The organism is Saccharopolyspora montiporae (genome assembly GCF_015209505.1).
GTDB lineage: Bacteria > Actinomycetota > Actinomycetes > Mycobacteriales > Pseudonocardiaceae > Saccharopolyspora > Saccharopolyspora montiporae.
Window position 1 is genome coordinate 79854 of the sequence record NZ_JADEYC010000007.1, and the last position, 17986, is coordinate 97839.

The following is a 17986-nucleotide window of genomic DNA, read 5'->3' on the forward strand; positions in this document are numbered from 1 at the left end:
GCTATGACGGCCACCGACGTCCACAGATCCGCCGTGCCACCGAAGCAGGCCCGCAGGGCGGTGCTGTCCAGCTTCGTCGGCACCGCCATCGAGTGGTACGACTTCTTCATCTACGGGACGGCCGCGGCCCTGGTCATCGGGCCGCAGTTCTTCCCGGCCAGTTCATCGCTGGCCAGCACGCTGGCCGCGTTCACCACGTTCGCAGTGGGCTTCCTGGCCCGCCCCTTCGGCGGGGTGGTGATGGGCCATTTCGGCGACCGCATCGGGCGCAAGTCGATGCTCGTGCTGTCGTTGACCATGATGGGCCTGGCCACGGTCGGCATCGGCCTGCTGCCCACCTACGCCACGATCGGCGTCGCCGCACCGGTGCTGCTGGTGCTGCTGCGGTTCGCGCAGGGCATCGGGGTCGGCGGCGAATGGGGCGGTGCGGCGCTGATCGCCACCGAATCGGCGGCCCCCGGCAAACGCGGCCTGTACGGCGCGGCGCCGCAGCTGGGCGTCCCGGCGGGCGTGCTCGGCGCGAACCTGGCGTTCCTGCTGATCACCCAGTTGCTGACCGATGAGCAGTTCCAGTCCTGGGGCTGGCGGGTGCCGTTCCTGGTCAGCGCGGTGCTGGTCTTGGTGGCGCTGTGGATCCGGATGGGCGTGCTGGAAAGCCCGGACTTCGCCGAGGTCAAGGATTCCGCCGAGGTCGAGCGGATGCCGATCGTGCAGGTGCTGCGCAGGCAGTGGCGCACCGTGCTGCTGGCGGCGGGCACCTTCGTGGCCACCAACGGCATCGCCTACGTGTTCATGGTCTGGGTGCTCACCTACGGCACCGAGCAGCTCGGGTTCAGCAGGCCGGCGATGCTGTGGCTGCTCATCGCCGCCTGTCCGGTGTGGATGGCCGGGATGGCGTTCAGCGCTTGGCTTTCCGACCTGGTCGGCCGCCGGCGGGTCTACGTGCGCGCTTCGGTCGTGCTGCTGGTCGTCTCGGCGCTGTTCTTCCCGTTGCTGGACACCGGTTCCCCGGTGCTGATGCTGCTGGCCATGCTGGTGCTCGGGGCGGCGCTGGGCTGCACCGCCGGTCCGCAGTCGGCGCTGTTCGCCGAGTTGTTCCCCGCGCGGCTGCGCTACAGCGGCGCGTCGCTGGGCTACCAGATCGGTTCGATCCTCGGCGGCGGGTTCGCCCCGATCGCGGCGACCTCGTTGCTGGCCGCGTTCGGCACGTCGTGGGCCGTGACCGGATACTTCGTCCTGCTGGCGCTGATCAGCCTCGTGGCGATCATGCTGCTGCCCGAGACCCGCAAGGGGGCCGACGGATGAGCAACTACCACCTCCCGCGGAAATACCCGGCCGCGCAGGTCGTCTCGATGACCGCGCAGGACGAGCCGCTGCCGGTGGTGGTCGCCGGTGCGGGACCGGTCGGCATGGCGGTGGCGCTGGGTCTGGCGCGGCGCGGCATCCCGGTGACCGTGCTGGAGGCCGCAGACCAGGTGTCCTTCGGGTCCCGGGCGATCTGCCTGTCCCGGCACAGCATGGAGATCGCCGAACGGCTCGGCCTGGCCGAGCGGCTGGAGCAGGTGGCGCTGCCCTGGGTCGGCGGGCGCAGCTTCTACCGCGACCGCCCGGTGCTGCGCTTCGAGATGCCGCACAGCCCGGACGCGGTGCGCGCGCCGATGGTCAACCTGTCCCAGTCCGAGCTGGAGCAGGTCATGGTCGACGCGCTGCAGGAACATCCGCTGGTGACGTTGCACTGGCGCACCGAGGTGTCCGGGTGCGCGCAGACCAGCGAGGACGTGCGGTTGGACGTGGACACCGCGGAGGGGATCCGTCACCTGCGGGCGCGCTGGGTGGTGGCCGCCGACGGCGGCCGCAGCCAACTGCGCGCGCTGAGCGGGTTGCGGATGTCCGGCACGAGCTACCAGGGCAGCTACGTGATCGCGGACATCCACTGGCCCTCCGGGCTGCCCACCGAACGCATGGTGTGGTTCGACGCGCCGAGCAATCCGGGCTCGACGATCATCATGCACCGCCAGCCCGGCGATATCTGGCGCATCGACTACCAGCTCGACGCGGCCGACGATCCCGCGGTGGAGACCACCGAGGAGCGCATCCGCGCGCGGATCACCCGGCACCTGGCGTGGCTGGACGACGACACGCCCTGGACGCTGGAGTGGCACGGGTTCTACCGCGCGCACGCGCTGGCGCTGGACGAGTTCGTGCACCAGCGGACGGTGTTCGCCGGGGACGCAGCGCACCTGGTGCCCATCTTCGGGGTGCGCGGCCTGAACTCCGGGCTGGAGGACGCCGAGACGCTGACCTGGCAGCTGGCCGCGGTGCTGGCCGGGAACGCCTCGACCGAACTGCTCGGCGCGTACTCGCAGGAGCGGCGCGCGGCCTGGCAGCACAACGTGGACAACGCGGCCAAGTCCACGCTGATCATGTCCCCGGGCGGGCACGGCTACCGCACCACCCGCGATGCGGTGCTCGCGCTGGCCGGCGAGGACGCTGAGTTCTCCGCGCTCGTCGATCCGCGGCAGTCCAGCGCCACCCATGCGCACGGTTCGCCGCTGACCTGGCCCGCGGTACCGACCGCCGGTGATGGGCAACCGGGCGCCCCGTTGCAGGACCGGCGCATCCGAGTGCGGACGAGCTCCGGCGAGGTCGAGCGGTCGTTGGGCACGGCCCGGGGTTCCGGCTGGTCGCTGCTGGCGTTCGGGCTCGACGACGCCGCAGCGCACGCGTTGGCGGCCGAACGCGAACGCCTCGCCGAGGTGCTCGCACCGGACGAGGTGCGCGCGCTCGCGGTCGGCGGACGGGTGCCGCCCGGCGCGGTGCCCGTCGTGGACGACGGTGCGCTGGCCGCGGCGCTGCACGCCCGACCGGGCGAGGTGCTCGTGATCCGCCCGGACGGGCTGCTGCTGGCGCGCCTGCCCGGCCCGCGGCGGTTGCGTGAGGTCGCCGAGCACCTGCCCGTCGGAACCGCGCCCGCCGGCCCGCGCGCGGAGTCCGGCACCGTCGAGGAAACCGCGCTGGAACGCACCTGGCTGACGTTGTCCCGGGCCCTGGACGGGGCGGCCGAGTCCGACCGCGAGGGGCTGCTGACCCGGCTGGCCCTGCTGCTGGGTCGCGCGGCCGGTCCGGAGGAGTTCCAGCGCGCCTGCACCACCGCCGAGGCGGCCACCCCGGAACCGGCAGCTCCGGCACCGGCCGCCCCGGTGTCCTGACCGCATCGAGGATCGAGAAAGGAGCCGGTCGTGGCCTACTACCGCAGCGTCGGCAGCGTGCCGCCCAAGCGGCACACCCAGCACCGCACCCCGGACGGAAACCTGTACTACGAGGAACTGATGGGCGAGGAGGGCTTCTCCGCGGATTCCTCGCTGCTCTACCACCGCAACATCCCGTCGGCGATCGTGGACTCGCGGGTCTGGGAGCTGCCCGACCAGACCACCGCGCCCAACCACCCGCTCAAGCCGCGGCACCTCAAGCTGCACGAGTTGTTCCCGCCGAGCACCTGGACGCAGACCGACGTGGTGACCGGGCGCAGGCTGGTGCTCGGCAACGCCGACGTGCGGATCAGCTATGCGGTGTCCACCGCGGACTCCCCGCTGTACCGCAACGCCGTCGGCGACGAGATGGTCTACGTCGAATCCGGCCGTGCGACGGTGGACACGGTGTTCGGCAGCCTGCAGGCCGGCCCCGGCGACTACGTGTTCCTGCCGATGTCGACCACGCACCGCTGGCGCCCGAGCGGTGAGGAGCCGCTGCGGGTGTACGCGATCGAGGCGAACAGCCACATCGCTCCGCCGAAGCGCTACCTGTCCCGCTACGGCCAGCTGCTGGAACACTCGCCGTACTGCGAGCGCGACCTGCACGGTCCCGGCGAGCCGCTGCTGGCCGAGGGGACCGATGTCGAGGTGCGCGTCAAGCACCGCGCCGGATCGGCGATCGCGGGCACGATCATGGTCTACCCGGAGCACCCGTTCGACGTGGTGGGCTGGGACGGCTGCCTGTACCCGTTCACCTTCAGCATCCACGACTTCGAGCCGATCACCGGGCGGATCCACCAACCGCCGCCCGCGCACCAGGCTTTCGAGGGCGGCAACTTCGTCATCTGCAACTTCGTCCCGCGCAAGGTGGACTACCACCCGCTGTCCATCCCGGTGCCCTATTACCACTCCAATGTGGACAGCGACGAGATCATGTTCTACTGCGGCGGCGACTACGAGGCGCGCAAGGGATCCGGCATCGGGCAGGGGTCGATCTCGGTGCACCCCGGCGGGCACTCGCACGGCCCGCAGCCCGGCGCCACGGAGAAGAGCATCGGCGCCGAGCGGTTCGACGAACTGGCCGTCATGGTCGACACCTTCCGCCCGCTGGAACTCGGTGAGGGCGGACTGGCCTGCGAGGACACCGGATACGCCTGGACGTGGGCGGGACGGGGGCCCGCAGATGGCTGACCTGCCCGCCTTCGCCCGCGGGTTGTGCGACGACGCGGCAGTGTTCCCGCCCGGACTCGCCCCGCTGCCCGCGGCGGTCGCCGGGCACCGCCGGCACCGGAGCGCGATCTACCGGGACCTGGTCGGACCGCTGGTGCTCTCCGTCCCGGCGCTGGCCGAGCTGGAGGCGCTGCTGACCGCCGATGACGGCCTGCAGCTGGCGCTGACCGCCCCGCACGGCCCGCAGCAGCTGGCCGAAGGACTGCGCGCCGCGACGCGGATGCCCGTGGAGGTCGTGGCCGCGGAGGTGGCCGTGCCCGGCGACCCGGCGACGTTCTTCGCCGAGCTCGCCGGGGTGACCGCGCCGGATGTGGCCGTATCGGTCGAGGTGCCGCGGGACGAGCGCCGCGACCCGGTGCTGCGCGGGTGCGCCGCCGACGGGCACCACGCGAAGTTCCGCACCGGCGGGGTGCGCGCCGAGCTCTACCCCGACGAGGACGAACTGGCCGGTGCGGTCCGGGCGGCGGTGGACGAGCAGGTGTCGTTCAAGGCCACCGCCGGGCTGCACCACGCGGTGCGCAACACCGACCCGGACACCGGTTTCCAGCAGCACGGGTTCGTCAACCTGCTGCTGGCCACCCGCGCGGCCCTGGATGGCGCCGAGCACGAGGCCGTGGCCGGTCTGCTGGCCGACCGGGAAGGGCCCCGACTGGCCGCGAAGCTGCGCGCGCTGGATGCGGAGCAGATCGCCGGTGTGCGGCGGAGTTTCACCTCCTTCGGCACCTGCAGCATCGCCGATCCGCTGACCGAACTCGCAGAACTGGACCTGATCCCCGCCGAGCTGGCGAACGGACGAGGAGGCACAGCTTGACCACGATCACCATCCCGGACGACTCGCCGTTCGGGCTCAGCAACCTGCCCTACGGCGTGTTCTCCACGCCCGGGACCGCACCGCGGGTGGGCGTGCGCGCGGGCGACTCGGTCGTCGACCTCGCGGCCGCGCTCGGCGACGAGGTGTTCGCCCGGCCGTCGCTGAACGCATTCCTGGCCCAGGGCCGGGCGCGCTGGGACGAGGTCCGGGCGCGGGTGGCCGATCTGGTGACCGGCGAGATCCCGGACCACGCGGTGCATCCCGCGGCCGCGGTCACCATGCACCTGCCGATCGAGGTCGCCGACTACGTCGACTTCTACGCCTCCGAGCAGCACGCATCGAACCTGGGCCGGATCCTGCGCCCGGATTCCGAGCCGCTGCTGCCGAACTGGAAGCACCTCCCGGTCGGCTACCACGGTCGCGCGGGCACGGTGGTGGCCTCCGGGACGGACATCGTCCGCCCCTGCGGGCAGCGCAAGGCCCCGGACGAATCCGCACCGACCTTCGGGCCGACGCGGCGGCTGGACATCGAGGCCGAACTCGGGTTCATCGTCGGCACCGGCTCGGCGCTCGGCGATCCGGTGCGCACCGCGGACTTCGCCGAGCACGTCTTCGGCGCGGTACTGGTCAACGACTGGTCGGCGCGGGACATCCAGGGCTGGGAGTACCAGCCGCTGGGCCCGCACCTGGGCAAGAGCTTCGCCACGTCCACCTCGGCCTGGGTGGTGCCGCTGCAGGCGCTGCAGGCCGCACGGATCCCCGGTCCCGAACAGGACCCGGCGGTGCTGCCCTACCTGCGCGAGACCGAACAGTGGGGCCTGGACATCGCGCTGGAGGTGTCCTGGAACGGCCAGGTCGTCTCGCGCCCGCCGTACCGGGACATGTACTGGTCCCCGGCGCAGATGCTGGCGCACCTGACCGCGAACGGGGCCGCGTGCCGCACCGGGGACCTCTACGCCTCCGGCACGATCTCCGGTCCGCAGCGCGAGCAGCGCGGCGCGTTCATCGAGGTCACCTGGGGCGGCCAGCAGCCGCTGGAGGTCGCCGGCCAGCAGCGCACGTTCCTGGAGGACGGCGACGAGGTGGCGATCACGGCCTCGGCCCCCGCGGTCGACGGCGGTCGGATCGGTTTCGGCGAGGTGACCGGGCGGATCGTGCCGCCGCGCGACACCGGGGTGTGAGCGCGGCCGCGGGTCAGTCCCGCACGGCCGGGCGCAGCGCCCGCTCGAACAGGTCGAGCAGCTCCGACCAGTGCCGTTCGGTGGCCTGCTCGTCGTGCGCGGCGGTGTCGGCCTGGGTGTAGCCGTGCGGGGCGCCGCGGTAGACCTCGGCGCGGAACCGGACGCCCGCCTCGGTCAGCGTCGAGTCCAGCAGCTGGATCTGCTCCTCGGGCAGCGCGTGGTCCTGGTCGGCGTGCCCGAAGTAGAGCTCGGCGGTGATGTGCTCCGCGAGCCGGTGCGGGCTGTCCGGCGCGTCGGTGGCCAGCTGCGCACCGTGGAAGCCCGCGGCAGCGGCCACGCGGTGCGGGTAGGTGCCCGCGGTGCGCAGCGCCAGACCGGCGCCCAGGCAGTACCCGGTCAGTCCGACCGGCCCGCCGGCCGCTTCCGGGCGGGCCTGCAGCCAGTCCAGGTAGGCCCCGGCGTCGCGCATCGCGAGCTCGGGGGTCAGCGCCTGCATCATCGGCCCGATCTTCTCGAAGATCTCCGGGCGCGACTGCGGGTCGATGATCTCCGGCAGCTCCACCACGGGCGCTGCCGCTTCCCGGTAGAAGACGTTCGGCACCAGCACGGTGTAGCCGTTCGCGGCGAGCCGATCGGCCATGGCGGTCAGTTGCGGGCGCACTCCGAAGGCGTCCATGTACAGCAGCACCGCGGGGTGCGGGCGGCCGTCGGACGGATGGGTGAAGTACGCGTCGGCCGCACCGTCCGCGGTGGGGGTGTGCACGGTGGTCGCCTGCACGGCAGTCATGGGCGCTGCTCCTCGCTCGACACGGAACCGGCCGCGCATCCGCGCGGGAACCCGACCGTACGCGGCGCCACCACCCGCGCGGATCAGTGGGCGGCGCGGAGGCTGGCGCCGGAAACCCGCCGGAGCGGCTTCTTTCCGCACGCGGCGGCTGCGCCGGCCCTGCGCGGCGGGTGGTGAGCTGCAACACTCCGGGCTCGCACCGCGGGGCTTTCCGAGGGAATGTCTTCCGCCGGCGGCGGCAACTGCCTACCCTCGTCGTTGCGTTCAACACTTTGTTGAATGGCTGCGGGTCGCCGCCGCGCCCGGACGAGCGCCGAGGAGAAGGGTCCGAGTTGAACCAGCCGAGCTACTTCGCTCCCGAAGGGGGACTCCCCCCGCAGACCGCCCTGCTGACCGACCGCGCCGTGGTGACCGAGGCCTACACGGTCATCCCGCGCGGCGTGCTGCGCGATATCGTGACCAGCAACCTCCCCGGTTGGCACGGCACCCGGTCCTGGATCCTGGCCAAGCCGATCCCGGGCTTCGCCACGACGTTCGCACAGTACGCCGTCGAGGTCGCCCCCGGCGGCGGGAGCACCCGGCCGGAACCGGAGCGCGGCGTCGAATCGGTGCTGTTCGTGCTCACCGGCGACCTGCGGGTGACCATCGGCGGCGCCCACCACGAGTTGACCCCGGGCGGCTACGCTTACCTGCCGGCCGGCGCCGACTGGTCGGTCGCCAATGACGGGGAGCGCACCGCGACCTTCCAGTGGGTCCGCAAGGCGTACGAACCGCTCGACGGGTACGTGCCCGAGGCGTTCGCGGTCCAGGAGCAGGACATCGAACCCACTCCCATGCCCGGCACCGGCGGAACCTGGTCCACGACCCGGTTCGTCGACCCGGACGACCTCGCGCACGACATGCACGTCAACATCGTCACCTTCGAGCCGGGCGCGGTCATCCCGTTCGCCGAGACGCACGTGATGGAACACGGCCTCTACGTGCTGGAGGGCAAGGCCGTGTACCGGCTCAACGGCGACTGGGTGGAGGTGCAGGAGGGCGACTTCCTGTGGCTGCGCGCCTTCTGCCCGCAGGCCTGTTACGCGGGCGGTCCGGGCAAGTTCCGCTACCTGCTGTACAAGGACGTCAACCGCCAGATCACGCTGACCTGACGGGTGCCCAGCGGGGGCGGCGGGACGGACCCCCTCCCCCGCGGCGACCCGAGTCCGGCTCAGAAGTCCTCGGCCAGCACCCGTTCGATGTTGCGCTCGGCCAGCGCGGTGATGGTGACGAACGGGTTCACCCCTGTCGAGCCCGGGATCAGCGAGCCGTCGGTGACGTACAGGTTGCGGTAACCGCGCACCCGGCCGTGCAGGTCGGTCGCCTCGCCCAGCACGCAGCCGCCGAGCGGGTGGTAGGTGAACCGGTTCTCGAACGCCCGGTCGTCGCCGAACAGGTCGTTCCGCAGCTCGGTCCCGGCTGCCCGGTTGATCCGGCGGAACACCGCGTCCGCGGCCTCCACCGACGGCGCGCCCTGGTCGATGTCCCAGTCCAGCCGCACCGAGTCGTTCTCCGGCAGGTAGCGGAACCGACCGCGCTCGGGGTTGCGGGTGATGGCCAGGTACAAGGTCATCAGCAGGTCGAGACCGGCCGGCACCGGCGCGATCTCGGCGAAGACCGGGTACTTCGGGTCTCGCCAGTTGTTGATGCCCAGCGCCGGCATCCCCGACTGGATCTGACCGGTCGGCTCGGCGAGCGCACGGCCCAGCATCACGTTGCCGTTCGTGCCCCAGCCCTCGCCGACCGCCGCGCCGAGCCGCGGCAGCACCCCGGTGTCGCGCGCCCGCACGAGCAGTTCGGTGGTGCCCAGGCTGCCCGCGCCGAGGAACAGCCACCGGCAACCGATCTCCCGGGTCCCGAGCACGTTGCCGAGTTCGTCGATCTGCTCGACGGTGACGACGTAGGTCCCGTCCTGCTCCTGCCGGAACGTCCGCACGCGGTGCAGGGCGTGCACGGTCACGTTCCCGGTGCCGATGGCTTCGGGCAGATAGCTTCGGTCGAGGCTGCGTTTGCCGTGGTTGTTGCCGTAGATCACCTCGGAGGCCAGCGCGGACTGCGGCACCTCGCCGGCTTCCTCGCGGCGCATGTAGTCGAAGTCGTAGACGTTGGGCACCACCGTGGTGTGCAGGCCCGCGTCGTGGGCGTGGCCGCGGGACACGCGCGCGTACTGGTAGGAATCGCAGGTCTCGAGCCATTCGGGATCGGGGGTGTTGACCCCGAGCATCCGGTTGGCCAGCGGGAAGTACTTGCCGTACATCCGGCCCGCGTCGACCGACGGCAGGATCTCCTCGAAGTAGTCGCGCTGGGGCGTCACCGCCATGCCGCCGTTGACCAGGGATCCGCCGCCGACACCGCGACCGACGTAGACCGACATGTCGCCGTGGCGCACCCGGTCGAGCACCCCGGCGTACGGTTCGATGTCCCGGTTGATCACGTCGGCCCACAACACCGAGGACAGCGGCGCTTCGGTGCGGTCCTGAAACCACGTCGAGCGGTGGTCCGGTTGCAGCATCGAGCAGAAGATCTTGCCGTCGGCGCCCGCCGTGTCCCACAGACGTCCCATTTCCAGCACCTGCGTGCGAATCCCGGCTTCGCCGAGGCGCAGCGCGGTGGCTGCCGACCCGTATCCGGAGCCGATCACGAGGGCGGGGACGAAGTCGCGTTGCCGGCGGTGCGCCGCCGCAGCGGGTTGGGTGGCGATGGTGGTCAGGCCGACAGCGGCGGCCGTCTGCATGGCCGCCAGGCCCAGGAACCGCCTGCGGGAGTGAGTGTTGCTCATAACGGGTGATCATGCGTTCACGAATCGCGACACGCCAACAAAAGATGAGAGCGTTTCACTCTTACGGAGCAGTCCAAGTCCGGCACACCAGCATCTTCCGCGCAACCCCGCCGCGCCCGACATATCACAATATCCGATCATTGCCCGCTTCCCGATCCCGCGGATCGGGAAGCGGGCGTCCCACCGCGGAGCATCCCGCCGGACGGCCACCGCGCCGTGCGCTCAGCCCGGTCCCGCGATCGCCGTCGACCGACCGTCGGGCCCGGCGGACAGCTCCTCGAACTCGGTGACCGCGTCGATCTCGGTGCCCATCGACACGTTCGTCACCCGCTCCAGGACCACCTCGACCACCACCGGGACCCGGTGCTCGGCCACCAGCTTCTTGGCCTCCTCCAGCGCGTCGAAGATGCCGCCCGGATCGGTCACCCGCAGCGCCGTACAGCCCAATCCCTCGGCGACCTTGACGTGATCGACGCCGTAGCCGCCGGTCTCCGGCGAATTGCGGTTGTCGAAGGACAGCTGCACGCAGTAGTCCATGTCGAAACCCCGCTGCGCCTGCCGGATGAGGCCCAGGTAGGCGTTGTTCACCAGCACGTGGATGAATCCGATGTTGAACTGCGCGCCGACCGCGAGCTCTTCGACGAGGAACTGGAAGTCGTAGTCGCCGGAGATCGCGACCACGGTGGCGTCCGGGTCGGCGGTGGCCACCCCGATCGCGGCGGGCACGGTCCAGCCCAGCGGTCCGGCCTGGCCCGCGTTGATCCAGTGCCGCGGCCGGTAGACGTGCAGCAGCTGCGCGGCCTGGATCTGCGAGAGCCCGATGGTGGAGACGTAGCGCGCGTCGGACCCGAAAGCGCGGTTCATCTCCTGGTAGACGCGCTGCGGCTTGATCGGCACCGCGTCGAAGTCGGTCCGCCGGTGCAGGGTCGCCTTGCGCTGCCCGCAGGACTCGGCCCACGCACCGCGGTCCGGCAGCACGTCCCGGTCCCGCCACTCCCGCGCCACCTCGACGAACCGCTCCAGCGCCGCTCGGGCATCGGAAACGATGCCGTAGTCCGGCGCGAAAACCCGACCGATCTGGGTCGGTTCGATGTCCACGTGCACGAATGTTCGCCCCTGCACGTAGGTCTCGACACCGCCGGTGTGCCGGTTGGCCCAGCGGTTGCCGATGCCGAGCACGAAGTCGGACTCCAGCATGGTGGCGTTGCCGTAGCGGTGCGCGGTTTGCAGCCCGACCATTCCGGCCATCAGCGGGTGGTCGTCCGGGATGGATCCCCAGCCCATCAGGGTCGGCACGACCGGGACCCCGAGCAGCTCGGCGAGTTCCACGAGCAGTGGGGAGGCGTCGGCGTTGATGACCCCGCCGCCGGCGACGATGAGCGGCCGCCGCGCCCGGCAGAGCATCCGCAGCGCGTGCTCGGCCTGGGCGCGGGTGGCCGCGGGCGGGGTGACCGGCAGCGGCTCGTAGGTCTCGACGTCGAATTCGATCTCGGCCTGCTGCACGTCGATGGGCAGGTCCAGCAGCACCGGGCCGGGCCTGCCGGAGCGCATCAGCTGGAACGCCTTCTGGAACGCGCCCGGCACCTGGGCCGGCTCCAGCACGGTGACCGCCCACTTGGTCACCGGCCGGGCGATCGATTCGATGTCGACGGCCTGGAAGTCCTCCTTGTGCAGTTTGGCCACCGGGGCCTGGCCGGTGATGGCCAGGATGGGGATCGAGTCGGCCGCTGCGGAGTACAGGCCGGTGATCATGTCGGTGCCCGCCGGACCGGAGGTCCCGACGCAGACGCCGATGTTGCCCGCGGCGGCGCGGGTGTAGCCCTCGGCCATGTGCGAGGCCGCTTCGACGTGCCTGGCGAGCACGTGGCCGATGGCGCCGTGCTGTTCCAGGGCGTTGTAGAACGGGTTGATCGCGGCGCCGGGCAGGCCGAAGGTCTGGGTGGCGCCCTCCTTCTCCAGGATCAGCGCCGCGGCGTCGACGGTGCGCATTCGCGTCATGTCGTTCTTCCTCGTTCTGCTGTGGCGGGGTTTTCGGTGGTCAGGTGTCGGTGCGCCCGGAGAGCCGCTGCACACCGCGCAGCAGGCCGGAGTGGTCCAGCCCGCCGTCGCCGCACGCACGTGCGGCGGCCATCAGCTGCGCGACCAGCGCGCCGACCGGGGTGACCACGCCGGCTTCGCGCGCGGCGGCGGAGACGATGCCCAGGTCCTTGTGGTGCAGGTCGATGCGGAATCCGGGGTCGAACGTGCCGGACAGCAGGTTCTCCCGCTTCTGGTCGAGCACCTTCGAACCGGCCAGCCCGCCGCCGAGCACGTCGAGCGCCTCCGGCAGCGAGACCCCGTAGGCGTCGAGGAACACGACCGCTTCGGACAGCGCCTGGATGTTGGCGGCCACCACGAGCTGGTTGGCAGCCTTGACCGTCTGCCCGGCCCCGGTGGGCCCCACGTGCACGACGGTCTTGCCGACGTGGTCGAAAATCTCGCCCGCTGCGGCGAAATCTTCGGCGGCGCCTCCGACCATGATGGACAGTGCCGCACCCGCCGCCCCGGCCTGTCCCCCGGACACCGGTGCGTCCAGGTACCGGAATCCGCGCTGCGCGGCCTGTTCGGCGAACTCCTGCGTGCTGTCCGGGCGGATGGTGGAGAAGTCGATGATCAACGCGTTCGGCTTGGCGTGGGCGAACACGCCGCCCGGACCGGTCAGCACCTGGTCGACGTCCGGGGTGTCCGGCAGCATGGTGCAGACGATCTCGGCGCCGGTCACGGCCGCGGCCACCGAATCGGCCGCACTCCCGCCCGCGCTGCGCAGCGGCTCGTCCTTGCCCGGTGAGCGGTTGTAACCGGTGACGTCGTGGCCGGCGGTGGCGAGGTGCGCGGCCATCGGGCTGCCCATCACGCCCAGGCCGATGAAAGCGATCGAGGTCATGTGTCGAGTTCCTCCTCGGTGGTTGCGCTGGTCAGCCCGCGGCCCGGTCCGCGTCCGGCAGCCAGGCGAAGCTGTCCGCGGTGGTTCCGGTGGGTTTGTACTCCAGGCCGACGTGCCCGCGGTAGCCGCTGCGCTCCAGGGCGGCCAGCTGCTGGGCCAGCGGGAGCGATCCGCTGCCCGGTTCGCCGCGCCCGGGATGGTCGGCGATCTGCACGTGCGCGATGCGCGGGGCGTGCTCGGCGAGCACCGCGTCGACGTCGTCGCCGTTGACCGCGAGGTGGTACAGGTCGGCCAGCAGCCCGAGATTGGTCAGCCCGGAGGCCGCTTCCACCCGGTCGAGGACGGCGAGCGCGTCGGCGGCGGTGCGCAGCGGGTAGGGCTGCGGGCCGCTGACCGGCTCCAGGAGCACGGTCCCGCCGATGCGGTAGGCGGACCGCGCGGCGCGGGCCAGGTTGTCGGCGGCGAGTTCGTCCTGCTCGGCGGGGTCGACGCCGTCGAGGCGGTTGCCGTAGAGCGCGTTGAACGCCCGGCAGCCGAGCTGGTCACCGATGCCGATCGTGACGTCGATGTTGTCCCGGAACTCCCCGGAGCGGGCGGGCCAGGACACCAGGCCGCGGTCGCCTGCGGGCATGTCCCCGGCGAAGAAGTTCAGCCCGGTGAGCCGGACGCCCGCGTCCCGGACGGCTTGCACGAAGGCGTCCGCCGCGCGCTGCTCGGGCACGGCGGTGTCGAACGGCCACCAGAACTCGACCGCGTCGAATCCGGCCGCCTTCGCCGCAGCCGGGCGTTCCAGCAGGGGCAGCTCGGTGAACAGCAGCGAGCAGTTCACCGCGTAGGGCAGTGCGTGGCGCATGTCCTCGGCTTCCTCCAGTTACTTTCGCATGTCGGAATCATAGTTTCGTTGATCGGAATACAGTGATAGTGACACCGGTCACCCGCATATGTCAACAGTTTGTTGAAACCGCGGAACGGCATGCCGGCGGCCGGAGTTTCTTGACAATCCTGTAGGTACAGTGCGGGCATGCGACCGAGCTCCCGAACGCAGATCCTCGACGCGGCGATCCGCGTCGCCGAGCGCGACGGCATCACCGCGCTGACGCTGGATTCCGCCGCGGGCGAAGCGGGCGTGACCCGGGCCGGCCTGCTCTACCACTTCCGCAACCGCGACGATCTGATGCTGGCCATCCACCAGCACCTCGTCGAGATCTGGGAGCAGGACCTGCTCGCCGAACTCGGCAAGCCCTGGGCCGAGGCCACCGCCACCGAGCGCAGCACCGCCTACGTCCAGGAGGGAACGCGCGGACGCTCCCGACCGGCGGAGCTGATCTTCATGGTCCACGCGGCGGCGCACCCCGCCTACAGCGAGGTCTGGGAGCAGCTGCTGCGGCGCTGGGCGCCGGAGGCCGATGCGGCCGATTCCGCTGCGGTGGACCTGTTCCTGGCCCGGATGGCCGCCGACGGGCTCTGGCTGCACCAGGCCACCAGCCCGACACCACTGGACGACGGCACCCGCGAGGTGCTGCGCGACCGGATCACCGCCCTGGCCACCGGCCGGGCACGACGGAGGGAGAAGTGAGCGAGGTGCAACGCTGGCTGGTGCTGGTGGCCGTCTCCGCAGGACTACTGCTGATCTCGATCGACATGACGGTGCTCTACACGGCGCTGCCCACACTGGCCCACGATCTGCAGACGACCGCCACGCAGAAGCTGTGGATCATCAACGCCTACCCGCTGGTCATGGCCGGGCTGCTGCTCGGCGCCGGCACGCTGGGCGATCGCGTCGGGCACCGCCGGATGTACCTGATCGGACTGGTGCTGTTCGGCGCGGCCTCGCTGCTGGCCGCATACGCCCCGGCCGCCGGAGTGCTCATCGGTGCGCGCGCCTTCCTCGCGGTGGGCGCCGCGGCCATGATGCCCGCGACCCTGTCGCTCATCCGCATCACGTTCACCGACGAGCGCGAACGCGGTATCGCGATCGGGGTGTGGGGCACCATCGCCATGGTCGGTGCGGCACTGGGGCCGGTCGTGGGCGGCCTGCTGCTGGAGCACTTCTGGTGGGGCTCGGTCTTCCTCATCAACGTGCCCATCGTGCTGGCCGCGCTGCTGCTGGCGCTGTCCGTGGCTCCGCGCAGCACCGGCGATCCCGGCAAGCCGTGGGATCTGGTGGGATCGCTGCAGGTCATGGTCGGACTGGTCGGCCTGGTGTACGCGATCAAGGATGTCACGAGCCCGGCACCGTCCGCGTTCGGCACCGGGCTGGCACTGCTGGCGGCGGCGGGCGGCTTCTGGACGTTCGTGCGCAGGCAGCGCGCGCAGCCCCATCCGCTCATCGACTTCGGGCTGTTCCGCAATCCGCTGATCCTCATCGGGGTGCTCGCGGCGGGCATGGCGACGTTCGTGACCGCGGGCGCGGAACTGGTGCTGACCCAGCGGCTGCAGCTGGTGCTGGAGATGAGTCCGCTGCAGGCGGGATTGGTGGCGGCGTCGATGGCCGTCGGGGCGATGCCGGTGGGCATCGGTGCGGGCGCCGTGCTGCACCGCACCGGCACGCGCCCGGTGATCGTGCTCGGCCTGCTGGTCGCGGCCGTGGCCTCGCTCGGGGTCCTGCTGGTCAGCTCGGCGGCTCTGCTGTGGACGGTCGTGTTCCTCGCCCTGGCGGGCGCGGGGGCGGGTGCCGCGATGACCGCTGCCTCGGCGGCGATCGTGGGCAACGCTCCGGCCCACCGCGCGGGCATGGCCTCCTCGGTGGAAGAGGTCTCCTACGAGTTCGGCAGCCTCTGCGGGGTGGCGGTGCTGGGCAGCCTGATCACGGCCGTGTACACCGGCACGTTCGCCGTTCCGGACGGCTTACCGGCCGGTGCCGCCGACAGCATGGACCGGGCACGGCTGCTGGCCGAGCAGCTGCCCGCCGAGCAGGCGGGGATCCTGCTGCGCGAGGCGGGGACCGCGTTCGACAACGCCTACCGGGCCACGCTGCTCGTCGCCGTGCTGGTGCTGCTCGCCGCGGCCGCGTTCAGCGCCCTGCACCAGCGCCGCGCCCCGCGTCCGACGACCGCGGACTCCGCAGACACCGCGGACACCGCGGACGCGACCCGGACATGACGAGGGGGAGGGCACTCCGCCCTCCCCCTCGGTCAGCGCTGCGGGCGGATCAGCCCGCGGTGCGCGTCGGCTCCCCGGCCGCCTCGTCCGCGCCGGATCCGGTCGCACCGACCGCGTCCTGCTGCGGACGCCGGCGCATGAACAGCGACGTGCCGAACGCCAGCACACCGATCCCGGCCGCGACGAGGAACGCGATGCTCAGCCCGGACGCGTCGGGGGCGCCAGACGGATCGGCGGTGCCCAGCGAAGCCGCGGTGACGAACACCGCCGTGCCGAACGCACCCGCGACCTGCTGCAGCGTCGCCAGGATGGCGCTGCCGTGCGAGTACAGGTGGTCCGGCAGCGAGCTCAACGACTCGGTCATCAGCGGGGTCATCATCAGCGCCAGCCCGCCCATGAGCAGCACGTGGATGCCGACGACCGCGCCCACCGACGAGTCCTCGCCCAGCGTCGCGAACAGGCACAGCGACACGGCCATGGCACCGGCACCGGGGATCACCAGGGGCCGGGCGCCGAACCGGTCGAACAGCCGCCCCACCGGACGTCCCAGCAGCCCGAGCAGCAGACCACCGGGCAGCACGGCCAGCCCGCTGACGAACGTGGTGGTGCCGAGCACCGTCTGCAGGTACAGCGGCAGCAGGATCGAGGACGCGCCGAGCAGGCACATGAACAGCAGCGCGGTCAGGATCAGCGCGACCACGAACGAGCGCACCGTCAACGGACGCAGGTCCAGCAGCGCGCGGTCATCGCGCTGCAGCCGCACCTGCCGCACGGCGAAGGCCGCCAGCGACAACACACCGACGACGACCGAGATCCAGGCCTGGGCGCTCTGGCCGTCCGCGGACTCGCCGATGCTGGACAAGCCGTAGAGCACACCGCCGAAACCGACCGCGGACAGCAGCACCGACAGCAGATCCAGCGGCACGCGGCGGGTTTCGCTGTCCAACCGCATCCACACCGCGCCGATCACCAGCGCCAGCACCGCCAGCGGCAGCACCAGCCAGAACATCCAGCGCCACCCCAGCGAGGACAGGATCGCGCCGCCGACCGTCGGTCCCACGGCTGGCGCGACCGCGATCACGATGCTGATCGTGCCCATCGTGGCGCCGCGCTTGGTGGCGGGAACCAGCCGCATCACCGAGGTCATCAGCAGCGGGATCATCACGGCCGTCCCGCAGGCCTGCACCACGCGTCCGGCCAGCAGCACCGCGAACCCCGGGGCGAGGCCGCTGATGAGCGTCCCGGTGCCGAACAGGGTCAGCGACGCCAGGAACACCTGGCGCGGGGTGAACCGCTCCAGCAGGAACCCAGTGATCGGGATGATCACCGCCATGGTCAGCAGGAATCCGCTGGTCAACCACTGCACCGTGGTGGTCGGCACGCCGAGGTCGACGCTGAGGTCGCGCAGCGCCACGCTCAGGATCGTCTCGTTGAGGATCATCACGAACGCCGAGACGACCAGCACGGCGATCAGCACGCCTGCGCGCGGCGGCGCGGGGGCGTTGTCCGCTCCCGCCGCAGCGGGTCTGGCGGATTCGGTCATGGTCGGGCACACCTCACACGTGGGTCGGACGAGCCCGCCCGCTCACCCCGGCCGAAGGGCCGGCAAACGAGCGGCGGGAGGACTTTCGGGAATCGCGCGGCCGGCGATCCGGCTCAGCCGTGGAACCGGCCGATCGGCGGTGCCGCCCGCAGCGAGCTGCTGCGCGCGAGGGCCGCGGAGCCGGCGGCCGCGGTGCTCACGCCGCACCGGACGCGGAGCGCGGCGGTAGCGTCGATGTCCGGATCACGCACCTCCACCGCGGACCTCCTGGTTCCCAGCAGCCCGGGCGGGTGCGACCGGACCGCGCCGAGATGCGCGCGCGGCCCCGGCGGCGATCGCG

The 17986-nt window shown here is 71.6% G+C and carries 14 protein-coding genes and 1 pseudogene; 8 read left to right on the forward strand and 7 right to left on the reverse strand.

The window, feature by feature from the left end; genetic code table 11:
- Positions 1–3 precede the first annotated feature (3 nt).
- The 5 genes from IQ251_RS04050 to fahA are packed head-to-tail and all read left to right on the forward strand — an operon-like array spanning position 4 to position 6473.
- Complete coding sequence (locus tag IQ251_RS04050; protein WP_193927065.1) at positions 4–1305, forward strand: MFS transporter; 1302 nt, start codon at positions 4–6, stop codon at positions 1303–1305.
- Positions 1302–3209, forward strand: a complete 1908-nt coding sequence (locus IQ251_RS04055; RefSeq protein WP_193927066.1) for an FAD-dependent monooxygenase — start codon at positions 1302–1304, stop codon at positions 3207–3209. Before IQ251_RS04050 ends, IQ251_RS04055 begins: the two co-directional genes overlap by 4 nt.
- A 30-nt stretch (positions 3210–3239) precedes the next feature.
- Positions 3240–4442, forward strand: a complete 1203-nt coding sequence (locus IQ251_RS04060) for a homogentisate 1,2-dioxygenase (RefSeq protein WP_193927067.1) — start codon at positions 3240–3242, stop codon at positions 4440–4442.
- On the forward strand, positions 4435–5292 hold the full coding sequence (locus IQ251_RS04065; RefSeq protein ID WP_193927068.1) for a hypothetical protein: 858 nt from the start codon (positions 4435–4437) through the stop codon (positions 5290–5292). The genes IQ251_RS04060 and IQ251_RS04065 overlap by 8 nt, the downstream gene beginning before the upstream one ends.
- Positions 5289–6473 carry a fumarylacetoacetase gene (fahA, locus tag IQ251_RS04070; protein ID WP_193927069.1) on the forward strand — a complete coding sequence of 395 codons (1185 nt, stop codon included), beginning with the start codon at positions 5289–5291 and terminating at the stop codon, positions 6471–6473. The genes IQ251_RS04065 and fahA overlap by 4 nt, the downstream gene beginning before the upstream one ends.
- A 13-nt stretch (positions 6474–6486) precedes the next feature.
- On the opposite strand, the gene IQ251_RS04075 is transcribed toward fahA, so the two are convergent.
- The gene (locus tag IQ251_RS04075) at positions 6487–7260 is read right to left on the reverse strand and encodes a dienelactone hydrolase family protein (protein ID WP_193927070.1); all 774 of its coding nucleotides are present in this window, start codon (positions 7258–7260) and stop codon (positions 6487–6489) included.
- A gap of 332 nt (positions 7261–7592) precedes the next feature.
- Between IQ251_RS04075 and IQ251_RS04080 the strand changes: the two genes are divergently transcribed.
- Positions 7593–8411 (forward strand): bifunctional allantoicase/(S)-ureidoglycine aminohydrolase, encoded by an 819-nt coding sequence (locus tag IQ251_RS04080; protein ID WP_193927071.1) that lies wholly within the window; start codon positions 7593–7595, stop codon positions 8409–8411.
- A gap of 59 nt (positions 8412–8470) precedes the next feature.
- Here the strand turns inward: IQ251_RS04080 and IQ251_RS04085 are convergent, their stop codons facing one another.
- The 4 genes and pseudogenes from IQ251_RS04085 to IQ251_RS04100 form a co-directional block, all read right to left on the reverse strand.
- Positions 8471–10078 carry a GMC oxidoreductase gene (locus IQ251_RS04085; protein WP_193927072.1) on the reverse strand — a complete coding sequence of 536 codons (1608 nt, stop codon included), beginning with the start codon at positions 10076–10078 and terminating at the stop codon, positions 8471–8473.
- A gap of 222 nt (positions 10079–10300) precedes the next feature.
- Positions 10301–12076 carry a glyoxylate carboligase gene (gene gcl, locus IQ251_RS04090; protein WP_193927073.1) on the reverse strand — a complete coding sequence of 592 codons (1776 nt, stop codon included), beginning with the start codon at positions 12074–12076 and terminating at the stop codon, positions 10301–10303.
- A gap of 40 nt (positions 12077–12116) precedes the next feature.
- Positions 12117–13022 (reverse strand): annotated as a pseudogene (locus IQ251_RS04095) (NAD(P)-dependent oxidoreductase); the annotation flags it as partial.
- Positions 13023–13032: 10 nt separating this feature from the next.
- On the reverse strand, positions 13033–13854 hold the full coding sequence (locus IQ251_RS04100; protein WP_193927075.1) for a hydroxypyruvate isomerase family protein: 822 nt from the start codon (positions 13852–13854) through the stop codon (positions 13033–13035).
- Between the two features lie 168 nt (positions 13855–14022).
- Here IQ251_RS04100 and IQ251_RS04105 point away from each other — a divergent pair, with 168 nt between their 5' ends.
- Positions 14023–14577: a TetR/AcrR family transcriptional regulator gene (locus IQ251_RS04105; RefSeq protein ID WP_193927076.1), complete on the forward strand. Its 555-nt coding sequence runs from the start codon at positions 14023–14025 to the stop codon at positions 14575–14577.
- Positions 14574–16103: an MFS transporter gene (locus IQ251_RS04110; RefSeq protein ID WP_193927077.1), complete on the forward strand. Its 1530-nt coding sequence runs from the start codon at positions 14574–14576 to the stop codon at positions 16101–16103. Before IQ251_RS04105 ends, IQ251_RS04110 begins: the two co-directional genes overlap by 4 nt.
- Before the next feature lie 49 nt (positions 16104–16152).
- Here IQ251_RS04110 and IQ251_RS04115 read toward each other — a convergent pair whose 3' ends face one another.
- Positions 16153–17646 (reverse strand): MDR family MFS transporter, encoded by a 1494-nt coding sequence (locus IQ251_RS04115; protein ID WP_193927078.1) that lies wholly within the window; start codon positions 17644–17646, stop codon positions 16153–16155.
- 113 nt (positions 17647–17759) lie between these two features.
- Positions 17760–17903 (reverse strand): hypothetical protein, encoded by a 144-nt coding sequence (locus tag IQ251_RS04120; protein WP_193927079.1) that lies wholly within the window; start codon positions 17901–17903, stop codon positions 17760–17762.
- Positions 17904–17986 lie beyond the last annotated feature (83 nt).